The sequence below is a fragment of the Mesorhizobium sp. M6A.T.Cr.TU.014.01.1.1 genome, assembly GCF_004022765.1.
GTDB classification, from domain to species: domain Bacteria; phylum Pseudomonadota; class Alphaproteobacteria; order Rhizobiales; family Rhizobiaceae; genus Mesorhizobium; species Mesorhizobium mediterraneum.
Genome location: NZ_RZPG01000019.1, coordinates 123809 through 138650, shown reverse-complemented (window position 1 = coordinate 138650; position 14842 = coordinate 123809). Strand labels below are relative to the sequence as shown.

The window sequence follows — 14842 nt, the reverse complement described above, 5'->3', positions numbered from 1 at the left end:
GGTCGTTCGCGACGGACTCGGCTGCACGTCGGTGCCGGACGGCAATGTTACCGCTGCCAAGGCGGTCACCGGGCCGACGCTGACGCCGGCACCGCCGCTCGACTCGCTCTGGCCCGACGGCGACAAGGCCGACGTCTCGCAGAACCCCGAAATCGCGAAAATCCTTGATGATCCCGCAATGACTGGCGACGGTATGCGGGCGGTCGTGGTGGTCAAGAACGGCCGTATCATCGCCGAGCGTTATGGCGACGGCTTTACCGAAAAGACGCCGCTGCTCGGCTGGTCGATGACCAAGACGGTAAACGCCGCGATCGTCGGCACGGTGGTGAAGGACGGCAAAATGGCGATGACGAACCAGGGGCTGTTCGGACCCTGGAAAACGGACGGCCGCGCCGCCATCAGCCTCGCCGACATGATGGCGATGTCGAGCGGGCTGGAGTTCAACGAGGAGTATGGCGACGTCGCCGATGTGACGCGGATGCTTTATCTCGAGCCTGATATGGCCGGCTTTGCCGGATCCAAGCCGCTGACCGGCGAAGTGGGCAAAATGTTCTCCTATTCGAGCGGCACGGCAGTGATGCTGTCCAGGCTGTGGCAGGACGCGATCGGCGACAAGAACAAGGCGCTGGCGTGGCCGAGGGTTGCGCTGTTCGATCCGCTGGGCATGCAGAGCGCGGTGCTGGAGGCTGACGAGTACGGCACCTTCGTCGGCTCGTCTCATCTCTACGCCACCGCGCGCGACTGGGCGCGCTTTGGCCAGTTCCTGCTGCAGGATGGTGTCTGGAACGGCAAGGAGATCCTGCCTGCTGGTTTCGTCGGCTGGATGCGGGAAGCAGCACCGGCCTCGAAAGTCTACGGCAGAGGCCAGTTGTGGATCGAGGGACCGGGCGACGAGGAGAGCCCCGGCGCTGGCACAGCTGCGGGCCTGCCAAGGGATACCTACTGGATGGAAGGCCATGACGGACAGACGGTCGCCATCATCCCCTCGGAGCAGTTAGTGGTGGTGCGGCTCGGCCTGACGCCGGCCAAGCTCGGCTACCGGCCGCAGATCATGGTGGCAGCGCTGGTAAAGGTGCTGCATTAGCTGCTATTTGCGGGGTCCGACCACAGCGAGCCACGCATAGCCGCGGTACAGTGTTCTGAACCGAAGGCTTGCGCCGATCCGCTCGGATTCCGATGCCATAACCGCGCGCAGGGCCTCACGCGGCTCGACGTGGAATTTTCTCAGCCAGCCGCGTAACAGCGTGCGGAACCAACCGGGCAGGGCCTCCTGCTGGCCGAAATCGACGACGTGCAGCGAGCCGCCAGGCGACAGGGCTGCAAGCGCCGCCGACACCGTCTTCTCCCAGCCGGGGATCATCGACAGCGAATAGGACACGAATATGCGGTCGAAGGTAGCCAGGCCGAACAGCGCTTTGGCGTCGAAATCAGTGGCGTCGCCGCGCGCCAGCTTGACGCGGCCGGACAGGCCTTCGCGGGCAATGGCAGCAGTGGCCGTTTCCAGCATTTCGGCCGAAATATCGAGACCGAAGAAGCGGGCGTCGGGATAGCGGCGGGCGGCGAGGACGATGTTGCGGCCGGTGCCGCAGCCGAGTTCAAGCACGGTGCCGCCGGCGGGCACATCCAGCCCTGATATCAACCGGTCGCGGCCGAGCAGGTAATATTTGCGGGTCAGGTCGTAGAAATGGCGCTGCCAGCGGTAGACGCCGTCCATCAGTTCGGCGTGCCTGGCCGGCGGTTCGCCGTGCCTGGCCGGCAGCTCACTGGTGCTCATGCGGCCCGCTTCACATAAAGGTGGAAGCCGCCATAGATGGCCGAACGGTCGCGGGCCGAGAATTCGCGCGACGCCTCGTCCGCATAGCTCCACTGGTCGAGCAGCGAATTCGAGACCCGGCCGGGCAACAGGCTGGGTTGGGCCGCGGTGCGGAAGATGACGCGGGCATGAGTGGACGCGGTGCGGGTGATCTCGGCCCACAGCGCATTGAGCTGGTCGTCGGTCATCCAGTCCTGCGCGTCGAGCAGGACGAAGCGGTCGACCGAACCGGCATCCTTGCCGGCGAGGAATTCGATCAGATTGGCATGGTGGATGGCGACGCGGTCGACATTGTTGCGGATCGTATTGTAGTTGCGCTTTTCGAGATAGGCGGGCAGCGCAGCCTCGCCGGGATTGGGATAGCGGCGGGCAAAAGCCTGCCAGGCGAAATAGTTGTTCTCTAGCGGAAAATCGCAAGCGAGCTTTTCCAGCCGGGCCTTGAGCACGCTAGCCATGGTGCCGTCGCCCGAGGTGATCAGCGAATCATACTGGGCTGGCGGAATGCCGAGCCCGAACAGCGAGGCTTTTCGCGAGGTGGCCCATTTCAGCAGCGGCTTTTCGAAGACCGGCGCCAGCTCCTCGTCGAAGAAGCGGCGCTGGTCGGCGAGGCTTTTGGCTTCCATGATGCCGGCCGGGTCGACGCCGAAGAATTTGGCGGTACGGTGACCCATGGCGATGAACAGGCCGAGCAGCCCGGTCTGGTAGAAATTGCGGTCGAAAACGGCGATACGCCGACGGCGGCGCCAGTTGCGATGTTCCCAGTAATGGCGGCTGACCGGGTCCAGATGCGGCGCGATGAAGCGGTCGTAGGCTTGCGAATTGTGACGGGTCTCGGCAGCGCCGAAGAAGCGGAACAGATCGCCCTGCGACGGCAGATGGCGCACCGCTTCGAGCTTCATGCGGTTCAGCGCGATATGGGCGGCGTTGAGATCGACGGCATCGATCCTTTCGGGCGACCGGGTGAGATAGGCAAGAATATTACAGCCGCCCGAGGCGATGGTGACGACGCGGTGACCCTGATCAAGCTGCATCGCCTCCATGTCGACATCGGGGTCTTCCCAGATCTGCGGATAGACGAGGCCGGAAAACAGCAAGGCGAAGAGCCGTTCGGAAACCCCGGCCTTCGACAGCGGGCGATTCTGATAGACGGCCTTGCCAACTTCCTTGCCGCGGCGAAAAACCAGTTCTCCGGAAAGATCCGTCATGACAAGGTGATTCCCCGTTTGCTCTGACGCAAGCGGGTAGCGCAGGGTCATGACAGGCCGGTGACAGTCTGTTGAGGCGAGTTCAGGCCTCGCCGAATCCGCCGGGCGTCGGCGTCGTCACGATGACGGCTTCACCAGCCTCCAGCACCGTCTGGTCGCAAGCCTTCAGGATTTCGACGCGGCCGTCCTTGCGGCGGACCTTGGTCGAGCCGACCTCGCCATCGCCGCCGCCGTCGAGGCCTTGCGGCGGGCGGTTGCGGTGCGAGGACAGGATGGCGCACTCCATCTTTTCGAGGAAACGGATGGTGCGCTTGGTGCCGTCGCCGGCACTCCATTTGCCCTTGCCGCCCGAACCGTCGCGGATGTGGAAATCCTCGAGCAGGACGGGAAAGCGCAATTCCAGCACTTCCGGGTCGGTGAGGCGCGAATTGGTCATGTGGGTGTGGACGCCGGACGTGCCGGAAAAGCCGCGGCCCGAGTTCATCCGGCCTGCCGGCGAGCCGGAGCAGATCGTCTCGTAGTACTGGTACTGCTTGTTGCCGAAGGTGAGGTTGTTCATCGTGCCTTGCGCGTTGGCCATCGCGCCCATGGCGCCGAACAGCGCATTGGTGACATGCTGCGAGGTCTCGACATTGCCGGCGACGACGGCAGCCGGATAGGCGGGCTTCAGCATCGAGCCATCGGGGATGATGATGTTGATGGGTCTCAGACACCCGGCATTCATCGGGATCATGTCCTCGACCATGACGCGGAAGACATAGAGCACGGCTGCGCGGGCGACCGGCTCGGGAGCGTTGAAATTGTTCTTCATGACCGGCGACGTGCCGGTGAAGTCGACGGTCGCCTCACGCTTTTGCCGGTCGACCGATATCTTCACCTTGATGATCTGGCCGGTGTCGGTTGGATACTCGTATACGGAACTGTCGGGCAGCCGCTCCAGCACACGGCGCACACTTTCGGCTGCGTTGTCCTGGACGTGACCCATATAGGCCTCGACGACATCGAGACCGAAATGCGTGACCATCTTGCGCAGCTCGGCAACGCCCTTTTCGTTGGCGGCAATCTGCGCCTTGAGGTCGGCGATGTTCTGGTGCGGATTGCGCGCGGGGTAGCGATGGTCGGTGAGCAGCGTCTCCAGTTCCTTCTCGCGGAACCGGCCGCGGTCGACGATGCGGAAATTGTCGAACAGCACGCCTTCCTCGTCGACCGTGGTGGCAAGCGGCGTCATCGAGCCGGGCGCTGTGCCGCCGATGTCGGCATGATGGCCGCGCGAGGCGACGTAAAAGAGGATCTCCGGCGATTGGCCGATCTCCCTCCTTGAGGGGGAGATGCCCGGCAGGGCAGAGGGGGGCGTGACAGAATGAGAGGTTGGCGGGACAGCGCCCCCCTCTGTCGGCTTCGCCGACATCTCCCCCTCAAGGGGGGAGATTGGGCGCGCTTCCTCGAACACCGGCGTCACCACCGTAATGTCAGGCAGATGGGTGCCGCCATTGTAGGGCGCGTTGAGGGCAAAGACGTCGCCGGGGTGAATGTCGCCGGAGTTGAGCCGGATGATGGTTTCCACCGAACGGTCCATGGAGCCGAGATGCACCGGCATGTGCGGCGCATTGGCGACCAGCGCGCCATGACGGTCGAAGATGGCGCAGGAAAAATCCAGCCGTTCCTTGATGTTGACGGAATAGGCAGTGTTTTGCAGCGTCACGCCCATCTGTTCGGCGATCGACATGAACAGGTTGTTGAACACCTCCAGCATGACCGGATCGGCCTCGGTGCCGAGCGCCGCCTGCCGGCGCTTTTTCTCGATGCGGCGCAAGAGCACATGGTTCTTGGCGGTGATCTCGGCCTGCCAGCCCGGCTCGACGACGATGGTCTGGTTCGGCTCGATGATCAAAGCAGGGCCGGCAACCTTGTTGCCCGGTTTCAGTGTTTCGCGAGGAAAGATATTGGCGCCGCGCCAAGTGCCGTCGGCGAAGATCTTCCTATTCTCCGCAGGGTTTGCGGCGATGTCCTCAAGGGCTGAATCACTTTCCTCGCGGCCGGTGCCGCCGGTGTCGATGCCTTCGACGCCGACCGATTCCACGATCATCGGCTTGTCGTCATAGACGAAACCGAACTGCGCCTTGTGGACCGTTTCGAAATCGCCCTTGGCCCGTGTGATCGAGCCGTGCTCGAAATTCACCGGCAACGCGGTGTCGGTGCCGTCGTAGCGGATCTGCAGCACCGGTTTCGAGGCGACAGCGTCCTCGGCTATGCCTTGTGTGGCAAGCTCGTCGATGACGGCTTTTTGTAATGTCGCGATGAGGTCGTCGATCGCCGGCCGGGAGTCTTCCGCCAGCGGTTTCAGCAGCGCCTGCTGGCGCGACGAAAAAATCGAGGACAATCCAATGCCGTATGCCGAAAGCAGGCCGGAGAAAGGATGGATCAGCACCGCTTCCATGCCGAGTGCGTCGGCAACGAGGCAGGCGTGTTGGCCGCCGGCGCCACCGAAACAGTTCAGGAGATATTCGGTGACATCATAGCCGCGCTGCACGGAAATCTTCTTGATTGCGTTGGCCATGTTTTCGACGGCGATGGTGACGAACCCTTCGGCGACCGCCTCCGGCGTCCGGCCGTCGCCGATTTCGGCGGCGAGCGCTGCGAATTTCTCGCGCACGGTCTGCACGTCGAGCGGCTCGTTCTGGCCGGGTCCGAAAATGGCCGGAAAGAAGTCGGGTTGCAGCTTGCCCAACATGACATTGGCGTCGGTGACGGCCAGCGGGCCGCCGCGCCGATACGCGGCCGGGCCGGGATTGGCGCCGGCCGAATCCGGCCCGGCGCGGAAGCGGCCGGCCTCGTAATGCAGGATCGAGCCGCCGCCGGCGGCCACAGTGTGGATGCGCATCATCGGCGCGCGGATGCGCACGCCGGCAACCTCGGTGTCGAAGGCGCGCTCATAGTCGCCGTCATAATGGGCGACGTCGGTCGAGGTGCCGCCCATGTCGAAGCCGATGACCCTGTCGAAACCGGCGAGTTTTGCCGTCTCGACCATGCCGACGACGCCGCCGGCCGGGCCGGACAACAGCGCGTCCTTTCCCTGGAACATATCGGCAGCCGTGAGACCACCGGAGGACATCATGAACATGAGGCGGGGGGAATGGCCGATCTCCCCCCTCGTGGGGGAGATGCCCGGCAGGGCAGAGGGGGGCGCCGTAGGGTGCTTTGTGTCATGATTGACGTCACTGGGATGCTGAGATGCTGGCGGGACAGCGCCCCCCTCTGTCGGCTTCGCCGACATCTCCCCCACAAGGGGGGAGATTGGCGCCGCGCCCAGCTCTCCCGCCACCCTTTGCACATAGCGCGACAGAATCGGCGACAAATAGGCGTCGACCACCGTGGTGTCGCCGCGGCCGACCAGCTTGATGAGTGGCGAGACCTCATGGCTGACGGAGATCTGCGAAAACCCCAGTTTTCTGCAGACTTTTGCAACCGCCTTTTCGTGGTCGGGATATTTCCAGGCATGCATGAAGACGATCGCCACGGCATCAATGCCGTCCGCCCTGGCTTGCTCGATGGCCGGCCGGCAGGCGGCCATGTCGAGCAGCCGTTCGACATTCCCGTCGGCGCGCACGCGTTCTTCGACCTCGATGACGCGCTCGTAGAGCTGTTCGGGAAGAATGATCTCCTTGGCGAAGATGTCGGGCCGCGCCTGATAGGCGATCCTCAGCGCGTCGCGAAATCCCCTGGTGATGAGCAGCAGCACACGGTCGCCCTTGCGCTCCAGAAGCGCGTTGGTGGCAACGGTGGTGCCCATCTTGATGTCGCCGATCAGGCTTGATGGGATCGGAGCGCCGGATTTTAATCCAAGCAGCTCGCGAATGCCCTGGATGGCGGCGTCGGCATAGGCTTCAGGATTCTCGGACAGCAGCTTGCGTGGGTGCAGCCCGCCTTTCGGGTCACGGCCGATGACATCGGTGAAGGTGCCGCCGCGGTCGATCCAGAAATCCCATTTGGCGGTCACGGCAGCTCTCCCAGGCATTTTATTGATTCAATGTGTTAATTCGCAGTAGCCCGACCGGCAACGGCAAAAGCAGATGATGTTACATACGGAAATGCAACGTTACGAAACTCATAGGCGCCTGATGCATTCTGTCCTCGATCGTCACCGTTAGCGGGGGCGTGATTAGAGGAGAGATACCATGAAGAAACTCATTCTTGCGTCGTTTTCGGCGCTTGCCCTGCTTGGCGTTGCGGCTTGCAGCGACAGCGGCACGGGCGGGGACGCCACAACCACGCAGAGCACCAATCCGCCGGCGGCCGAACAGCCGATGCAGCCGGCTCCTGACGCCACGAAGCCGGCTGAGCCGGCTCCGGCAGAGCCTGCTCCTGCGCCGGCGCAGTAGTTTATCTGACTGAGGACCGGGAAGGCCGGTAAGATGCCGGCCTTCCCCGCATCTGTTTCAAGACACGCGCGCCTTGCGGCGATGGCCATCACCGCAAGCGTGATGGTTTTGTCTGTCACTTTTTCGCCCCAGCAGACGACCCTATCAGCCGGCATTTCCCGCGCCCGTTTCCCCGAGACGACATAGCCGAAGCTCGCCGCCATGGCGGTAACGAACAGCAAGATGTCGCAAAGGCCTGCGGTTTTGCGCGCTATGCCGGTGCATTCCATGATCGACGGTTAGCGCCAGCTGCTTCAGGCATCCCGCGAAATCGGTTAGCCGGCCCTGCGGCATTGTCTTCGCTTGATAGCGGTGCCCGGTTAGCCCTAATAGGTGCTCATGTCGATTTGGGATCGCCTCGGCGACTTCATCACGCGCGTTTCGTCCTCAACCTCGTCGGGTGTCGCCGACGTGGTCGAAGCCGTGCGCACGGTTTTCTCCGGCGATCCGGATCTGCGCCGGCGCGTCGCCTTCTCGGTGGCGATGATCGCGCTGTCGGCCAAGATGGCCAAGGCCGACGGCATCGTAACGCAGGACGAGGTGCGCGCCTTCCAGCAAATATTCGAGGTGCCGAAGGAGCAGACGCGCAATGTGGCGCGGCTCTACGATCTGGCCAAGCGCGACATCGCCGGCTTCGAGACCTATGCCGCGCGCATGGCGCAGCTTTGCGGCTCCGGCCATTCGAACTGCGCGATGCTGGAGGACATTCTCGACGGGCTGTTCCACATCGCCAAGGCTGACGGGCTGGTTCATGAGCGCGAAGGCCAGTTCCTGCATCGTATCGCCGAAATCTTCCGGATCGAGGAGGCGCATTACCAGAGCATTCTGGCTCGGCACGTCGACCTGGGTGCGGCCGATCCCTATGTCGTGCTTGGCATCGAGCGGGGAAAACCGTTCGAGGAGGTCCGAAAACGTTATCGCAAGCTGGTTTCGGACAACCATCCCGACCGGCTGATCGCACGCGGCCTGCCGCAGGAGTTCATCAAGATCGCAACGAGCAGGATAGCGGCGATCAACGCGGCCTATGAGATGATCGAACGAGGCCTGCGGCACGCATGAGCGGCTTCCTGCCCGACGAGCCGAGCGCCGAGGTAAGGGTATCGCCGAATTTCGGTCCACGACGCGAGACGGCCAAGCCCGATATGGTCGTGCTGCACTACACCGGTATGAAGACCGGCGCCGGCGCCGAAGCCTGGCTGTGCGATCCGGCGAGCGAGGTTTCATCGCACTATCTCGTCCATGAGGATGGCCGCATCGTCCAGATGGTCAGGGAAAGCGACCGTGCCTGGCATGCCGGTAAGAGTTCGTGGTTCGGACGCAGCGACATCAACTCCTGTTCGGTCGGCATCGAGATCGTCAATCCCGGGCATTCGCTGGGCTATCGGAATTTTCCGAAACGGCAGATCGATGCCGTCATCGGTTTGTGCAAGGGAATTGTTCAGCGCCATTCGATTCCAGCTCAACGGGTGCTCGCCCATTCCGACGTCGCGCCGGGACGCAAGATCGATCCGGGCGAGAAATTCCCCTGGAAGGCCCTGTCCGAAGCCGGTGTCGGCCACCTCGTCGAAGCGGCACCCGTCAGGCATGGCGCGGTGCTGAAAGTTGGCGACACGGATGCTGAAGTCGAGGCGTTGCAGTCGATGCTGGCGCTCTATGGTTATGGCGTGGAGATATCAGGTGCTTTCGACCGGCAGACCGAAATCGTCGTCGAGGCTTTCCAGCGGCATTTCCGGCAACGCAAAGTGGATGGCGTGGCCGACGGATCGACAATCCGCACGCTGGAAAGACTGCTTGCTTCCGTAAGGGCAGCTCCGACCAGGTAGTCTTTATCTTAGTCGTTAAATTACAATCTGTCACTTAAAGTGACTTGCCCCGCCTTCTTTGCCGCTAATTCGACCGTCAAAGGCGGTCCGTGCAAGTTGTCGGACCTACAGCCCCCCATATGTTCCGATGTTGATTTAGCGTACCTGCGTGAAGTTCTTCGCGCGGTTCAGACAGAACAGGATCCCATGCAGAAATTGACCGTTTTAACGGCAGCTGTTGCTGCCGGCGTAATGACTTTTGCCATCGGTGCGGCCAATGGCGCGCCACTGAGCCAGCGAGCCGACCAGGGTTTCATTACCGCGTCCGACAAAATCGCCACGCCGAAAGCCGGCCAAGCTGCGAAGGAAAAAAGGACGGTCTCCGCAAAGGCGGTAAAAGCTGCTGCGGTAAAGGTGAAAAAACCAGCATCCGCAAAGGCGGAAAAAGCTGGGGTAAAAGTGAAAAAGCCAACCTCTGCAAAAAAGGCAGTCTCCAAGCGGCATGTGAAGCGCAACAGGACCCGCATCGACCAGGCGACGACGGCGTCGATCGGCCGGAAAAGTCGGGCGACGGCGCCGAAGGCGGCGGCCGCTGGCGGCAATGACCAGTATTCTACGATCATCGAGCGTCATGCCGCCAGCAACGGTGTGCCGGTCTCGCTCGCCAAGGCCGTCATCATGATCGAGAGCAGCTTTCAGCCGAACCAGGTCGGCAGCGCCGGTGAGATCGGCCTGATGCAGATCAAGCCGTCGACGGCGCGGATGATGGGTTACAGCGGCTCGATCAAGGGTCTCTACGATCCCGAGACCAACATCAAATACGGCATGAAATATCTCGCCATGGCGCGGAACCTCGGCGGCGGCACGACCTGCGGCACGATCCTGAAGTATAATGCCGGGCATGGCGCCAAGCGGATGAACCCGATATCCGCGGCCTATTGCGGCAAGGTCAAGGTGCAGTTGGCCGCGCTTGGGGCGCCGGCGTAATAAGTCACAACCTGCTTTTTTGTTTGCGTTTTCGGACGTGAACCCCTTTATACGCCTTGCCAGCTGGCCGGGCGGCCGCACCCGCGAAGCCGAAAGGCTGCGGGTGAGGAAAGTCCGGGCTCCATGGAGACACGGTGCCGGTTAATGGCCGGCGGGGGCGACCCTAGGGAAAGTGCCACAGAAAGCAAACCGCCACGATCCGTCGTGGTAAGGGTGAAAGGGTGGGGTAAGAGCCCACCGCGCGACTGGCAACAGGAGCGGCACGGTAAACCCCACCGGGAGCAAGACCGAATAGGGGCGGTGCGAGGGAAAACCCTCGAGGGCTGTTTCCGGCTCACCGTCCGGGTAGGTTGCGTGAGGCGCATGGCAACATGCGCCCAAGATGAATGGCCGCCACGTTCTCGTCCCGCAAGGGGCGAGGGCCATACAGAACCCGGCTTACAGGCCAGCTGGCAATTTCTTCTAGATTCTACAAGGAAATTCCCTGATATCAGCAGGTTGCGCCTTCGGGCGCGCCTGCTGGTTCAGGCGCTTCATTGACTGAATCAGCTTGCGGGGCCTGTGCCAGGAACAAGCGTTTCTTGAAGTTGGTGCGATTAAATCGTACCATATATACGGACAATATCAGGAGCGCATCATGGGTCAGGTCGATAAACGCAGCATCACGCTTTCGCCGGAACTGGCGGCGGCGGTCGACGACGTGGTCGCCGCCGGCGAGTACGCTTCGGCGAGCGAGGTGATCCGCGACGCGCTCAGGCAATGGAAGGACCGGCGCGATCTGCACGGCTATACGGTCGAGGAGTTGCGCAAGCTGGTACAGGAGGGGATCGACAGCGGACCGGCGCTGGACGGGCCGCCAATCATGGAACGATTGCGCGCCAAATATCTGAAAATAGCCGAGGCCAAGGGCCTTGAGGAGTGAAATACCGCCTGCTTCCTCAGGCATTGATCGACCTCGAACTTATCGGCGACTACATTGCCGAACACAATCCTAATGCGGCGGTCCGCCTCGTGGACACCTTGGAGAGGCGTTGGGATTTGCTGACCCTGCATCCTTTCTCAGGCGCGCCGCGCGAAGACATTGCGCCCGGCATTCGCCATCTAGTCGTCGGCGAATATCTCACCTTGTACCGTGTCGGCGAGGATTCAGTCGAAATCCTGCGCGTGCTGCATGGCCGGCGCAATATCGAGGCCGACGACGTCGGCTCGTGATCTTCAGCCGCTGATGCCGTCCAACGACGCCTCGATCGCCTGCCAAAGCTCTTCCACCGGTTCGCAGCCGACCGACAGGCGAACGAAGCCGGGCGGAACAGCGTCTCCTCTTTTCGCTCGCCGTTCCGCCGAAGTGTGCACGCCTCCGAACGACGTCGCCGCCTGCATCAATGCGCAGTTGTTGATGAAATCCTCGGCCTTGTCCTCCGAGGCGAGCACGAATGAGATGAGAAAGCCGAAGCGCTCCATCTGGGCGTGGCCAAGATTGTGCGACGGATCGCTTTTAAGACCCGGGAAGCGCAAGCCGCTGATCGCAGGATGGTCCTTCAGCCGCCGCGCCAGCACTTCCGCGGAAGAGCACATGCGGTCGAAACGCACGTCGAGCGTTTCCAGGCCGCGATGCACCAGCCATGCCTCGAACGGCCCGGGAATGGCGCCTGATGTTTCGCGCCAGTCAGTGACGGCAGCAATGATATCCGCATTGCGGCTGGCGACATGGCCGAACAGCACGTCGGAATGGCCATTGGGTGCCTTGGTGTCGGCGGCAACAACGATGTCGGCGCCGAGATCGAGCGGTCGTTGGCCGAAGGGCGTCATCGTCGTGTTGTCGACCACCAGGATCGCGCCCGCTTTGTGCGCCGCTTCGGCGACAGCCGTAATGTCGCAGATATCCAGTCCCGGGTTGGCGGGAGTTTCGACGAAGGCCAGTCGATATCCATCGAAGCCGCCGTCGAGGAAGGTCGATGTCGGCCGGACATCGTAGGCGACGCCGAAAGATTTCAGGAAGCGCTCCGCCAGCGCTCTGGTGGTGTGATAGCCGTCCGACGGCAGCAGGATACGGTCGCCGGATTTGAGCACCCCAAAAAACACCGCCGAGATTGCAGCCATTCCCGAGGGGAAGGCAACACACGGCGCGTCTTCCAGATGCGCCAGCATGTGTTCGACCGCGTCCCAGGTCGGATTGCTGAAGCGGCCATATTGATCGAAGCCGGTGGCGTCGCCGGGCGCGTGGAAAATGGCCGCCATAGTCAGGGGCAAAGGGATTGGGGCGCCCTTGGCAAGCCTGCCGCGACGCAGATGGGGAAGTGCGGCCGCGCGGAACTTGGCTGTTTCGGACATGGATTTCAACCTTGTTTCTGACCGGGAAAGGACGGGCCGACGCTATGCGTGGCAGCGACCCGCGGCAAGCCGACTCCGGTTAGGCCAAGCGGCTCTAAACGCTTCGTTAGGCTTAATGGAGCATAAAGACGGGAGTGCCGTCAAAGCTGCTCTCATCGGTTGTGGCGCGCGCGTTTGTGAAGCCTATTCCCGTTGACGCCCATAACGCCCCATGATATCCCATTTCGATATTCAAGCCTTCGTTCCGCGTCAGGGTGAAGCGTACGCCAATCGGGCAGCCGCGGCGGCTGCGCGTTTGCCTGCTTTCGCCTTTCAGAACGAAGTGAGTTTTGGGCAGGGACCGCGCCGGGGCGGCGCGGACGGCAAGATGCAGAGGGGTGCGGCGGCGCAAGCGGCCGTAACGCGTAATGGACCGGTTTCTGTCAAGCGCGGTGAACAGGATCGATGCGAAGGGGCGGGTGTCCGTTCCAGCGCATTTCCGTGCGGTTGTGCAGAAGCGCGGCTATTCGGAACTCTACGCGTTGCGCTGCCTGGATCGTCCGGCGATGGATGTCGGCGGCCTCGACCTGCTCGACCGTTACGAGCAGCGCATCGCGCAGGAAGACCCCTTCCTGCAGACGGCGGACGACATGTCGTTCTTCTGCCATGGCGATGGAACCTTTCTCAAGCTGGATCAGGACGGCCGCATCTCGATGACCGATTTCATCCGCGAGCACACGGGCATTTCCGCGGAAGCGGCGTTTGTCGGTCGCGGCAATTTCTTTCAGATCTGGGAGCCTGGACGGCTCACCGCCTATGGGACGGAAGCACGCGCCCGGCTTTTGCAGCTTCGGCAGGGGACGAAGCCTGGGGAGCGACCGGAATGATGGCGGGCTACGGCGACGACCCTCACGCCGCTGGCGGACCGGCTCGTCACATTCCGGTCCTCCTTGCCGAGGTGCTGAAGGCGCTTTCGCCTGCAGCGGGCGAGGTGATCGTCGACGGCACATTCGGCGCCGGCGGCTACACCAAAGCAATTCTTGCGAGCGGCGCCTCGGTCGTCGCCATAGACCGCGATCCGGATGCGATCGCTGCGGGTCGTGTCCTCGAACAACAATCGGGCGGCAAGCTCAGGCTGGTTCAGGCGCCGTTCTCGACATTGGACGAGCATCTGGAAAGCGCTGACGGCGTTGTGCTCGACATCGGCATCTCCTCGATGCAGATCGACCAGGCGGAGCGCGGTTTTTCGTTCCGCGCCGACGGACCGCTCGACATGCGCATGGCGCAGGCTGGCCTGAGCGCCGCCGATGTCGTCAACAGCTTCAAGGTGGGCGACCTTGCCCGCATCTTCGGGTTTCTTGGCGAAGAGCGCCATGCCGGCCGCATCGCCCGGATGATCGAAAACCGTCGCGAAAAACATCCGTTCGAGCGCACGCTCGACCTTGCCGACGCCATCGAGACGCATATCGGCCGCGCGCCGAAGGACAAGATCCATCCAGCAACCCGCGTCTTCCAGGCGCTACGCATTTTCGTCAATGACGAACTCGGCGAACTGGCCAAGGCGCTGTTTGCGGCTGAACGCGTGCTGAAACCGGGCGGACGGCTGGCCGTGGTGACGTTCCACTCCCTGGAAGACCGCATCGTCAAGCGTTTCATCGCCGATCGCGCTGATGCGGCGACCGGATCGCGGCACCTGCCCGAGGCGCAAGCGCGCACCGCCACCTTCAAAAAGGTGGGTAGCGGCGTGACGCCGGATGAGGCCGAGATATCAGCCAATCCGCGCGCGCGCTCGGCTAGGCTGCGCGCTGCTGCCCGCACCGACGCACCGGCGCGCGCCGGCGACGTTTCGATTTTCGGGCTTCCAAAACTTCCTGACCCAAAACTTCCCGGTGCCGACCGGCCGGGAGAGAGGTGAGCACGTGTTTCGTACCAGCGACATAGTCCTGATCGCCGTCATGGTTTCGGCTGCGGCCCTGACCTACAAGACCAAGCGCGAAGCCGAGGAACAATTGGCGGCGGTGCACAAGATCCAGGCGCAGATCCGCTACGAGGAGGATACGATCGACCTGCTCAAGGCGGACTGGAGCCTGCTTACCCAGCCGTCGCGCCTGCAAAAGCTGGCCGACATCTATAAATCGCAACTCGAGCTCGAGCCGGTCAGCGCCCGCCAGATCATCGGGCTGGACGATCTGCCGGCAAAACCCGTCACAATCGAGGACCTTTCGTCCCAGCCGTTGGGCGGCATGGCCGATAGTGGCGGCAAGGACCCTGTGGTCACCGGAGGCATCGTCCAATGATCGCGAGGAT

General features: G+C 62.6%; 14 protein-coding genes and 1 other RNA gene. 11 read left to right on the top strand and 4 right to left on the bottom strand.

Features of this window, described 5'->3' with window-relative positions:
* Nucleotides 1-1084 (top strand): serine hydrolase (locus EN885_RS21700; protein ID WP_164897888.1); only part of this gene is annotated, 1084 nt, incomplete at its 5' end.
* Nucleotides 1085-1087: 3 nt separating this feature from the next.
* Here EN885_RS21700 and EN885_RS21695 read toward each other — a convergent pair.
* The 3 genes from EN885_RS21695 to EN885_RS21685 are packed head-to-tail and all read right to left on the bottom strand — an operon-like array spanning nucleotide 1088 to nucleotide 7015.
* Complete coding sequence (locus EN885_RS21695) at nucleotides 1088-1774, bottom strand: class I SAM-dependent methyltransferase (protein WP_128243171.1); 687 nt, start codon at nucleotides 1772-1774, stop codon at nucleotides 1088-1090.
* A complete protein-coding gene (locus tag EN885_RS21690) occupies nucleotides 1771-3069 on the bottom strand; it encodes a DUF3419 family protein (RefSeq protein ID WP_128243170.1) in 1299 nt (432 codons plus the stop codon). Before EN885_RS21690 ends, EN885_RS21695 begins: the two co-directional genes overlap by 4 nt.
* A 31-nt stretch (nucleotides 3070-3100) precedes the next feature.
* Nucleotides 3101-7015 carry a hydantoinase B/oxoprolinase family protein gene (locus EN885_RS21685; protein WP_128243169.1) on the bottom strand — a complete coding sequence of 1305 codons (3915 nt, stop codon included), beginning with the start codon at nucleotides 7013-7015 and terminating at the stop codon, nucleotides 3101-3103.
* 178 nt (nucleotides 7016-7193) lie between these two features.
* Here EN885_RS21685 and EN885_RS21680 point away from each other — a divergent pair, with 178 nt between their 5' ends.
* The 7 genes from EN885_RS21680 to EN885_RS21650 all read left to right on the top strand — a co-directional run bounded on the left by EN885_RS21680 (nucleotide 7194) and on the right by EN885_RS21650 (nucleotide 11437).
* A complete protein-coding gene (locus tag EN885_RS21680; RefSeq protein ID WP_095483317.1) occupies nucleotides 7194-7397 on the top strand; it encodes a hypothetical protein in 204 nt (67 codons plus the stop codon).
* 378 nt (nucleotides 7398-7775) lie between these two features.
* Nucleotides 7776-8495 (top strand): DnaJ family molecular chaperone, encoded by a 720-nt coding sequence (locus tag EN885_RS21675; protein WP_095483319.1) that lies wholly within the window; start codon nucleotides 7776-7778, stop codon nucleotides 8493-8495.
* On the top strand, nucleotides 8492-9259 hold the full coding sequence (locus tag EN885_RS21670; RefSeq protein ID WP_095483320.1) for an N-acetylmuramoyl-L-alanine amidase: 768 nt from the start codon (nucleotides 8492-8494) through the stop codon (nucleotides 9257-9259). The genes EN885_RS21675 and EN885_RS21670 overlap by 4 nt, the downstream gene beginning before the upstream one ends.
* A gap of 186 nt (nucleotides 9260-9445) precedes the next feature.
* Complete coding sequence (locus EN885_RS21665; RefSeq protein WP_127292476.1) at nucleotides 9446-10225, top strand: transglycosylase SLT domain-containing protein; 780 nt, start codon at nucleotides 9446-9448, stop codon at nucleotides 10223-10225.
* A 59-nt stretch (nucleotides 10226-10284) separates the two neighbouring features.
* Nucleotides 10285-10682, top strand: an RNA gene (gene rnpB / locus EN885_RS21660) — RNase P RNA component class A.
* Nucleotides 10683-10862: 180 nt separating this feature from the next.
* Nucleotides 10863-11147, top strand: coding sequence for a type II toxin-antitoxin system ParD family antitoxin (locus EN885_RS21655; RefSeq protein ID WP_095483322.1), 285 nt, complete (start codon nucleotides 10863-10865; stop codon nucleotides 11145-11147).
* Entirely contained in the window at nucleotides 11144-11437 is a 294-nt protein-coding gene (locus tag EN885_RS21650; protein WP_095483323.1) for a type II toxin-antitoxin system RelE/ParE family toxin, read from the top strand. Before EN885_RS21655 ends, EN885_RS21650 begins: the two co-directional genes overlap by 4 nt.
* 3 nt (nucleotides 11438-11440) lie before the next feature.
* Here the strand turns inward: EN885_RS21650 and EN885_RS21645 are convergent, their stop codons facing one another.
* The gene (locus EN885_RS21645) at nucleotides 11441-12556 is read right to left on the bottom strand and encodes a cystathionine gamma-lyase (RefSeq protein ID WP_128335215.1); all 1116 of its coding nucleotides are present in this window, start codon (nucleotides 12554-12556) and stop codon (nucleotides 11441-11443) included.
* Between the two features lie 407 nt (nucleotides 12557-12963).
* Here EN885_RS21645 and mraZ point away from each other — a divergent pair, with 407 nt between their 5' ends.
* The 3 genes from mraZ to EN885_RS21630 are packed head-to-tail and all read left to right on the top strand — an operon-like array spanning nucleotide 12964 to nucleotide 14832.
* Nucleotides 12964-13422 carry a division/cell wall cluster transcriptional repressor MraZ gene (mraZ, locus tag EN885_RS21640; protein ID WP_095483325.1) on the top strand — a complete coding sequence of 153 codons (459 nt, stop codon included), beginning with the start codon at nucleotides 12964-12966 and terminating at the stop codon, nucleotides 13420-13422.
* On the top strand, nucleotides 13419-14450 hold the full coding sequence (gene rsmH / locus EN885_RS21635) for a 16S rRNA (cytosine(1402)-N(4))-methyltransferase RsmH (protein ID WP_095483326.1): 1032 nt from the start codon (nucleotides 13419-13421) through the stop codon (nucleotides 14448-14450). Before mraZ ends, rsmH begins: the two co-directional genes overlap by 4 nt.
* Nucleotides 14451-14454: 4 nt before the next feature.
* Nucleotides 14455-14832 carry a hypothetical protein gene (locus EN885_RS21630; RefSeq protein ID WP_095483327.1) on the top strand — a complete coding sequence of 126 codons (378 nt, stop codon included), beginning with the start codon at nucleotides 14455-14457 and terminating at the stop codon, nucleotides 14830-14832.
* Nucleotides 14833-14842 lie beyond the last annotated feature (10 nt).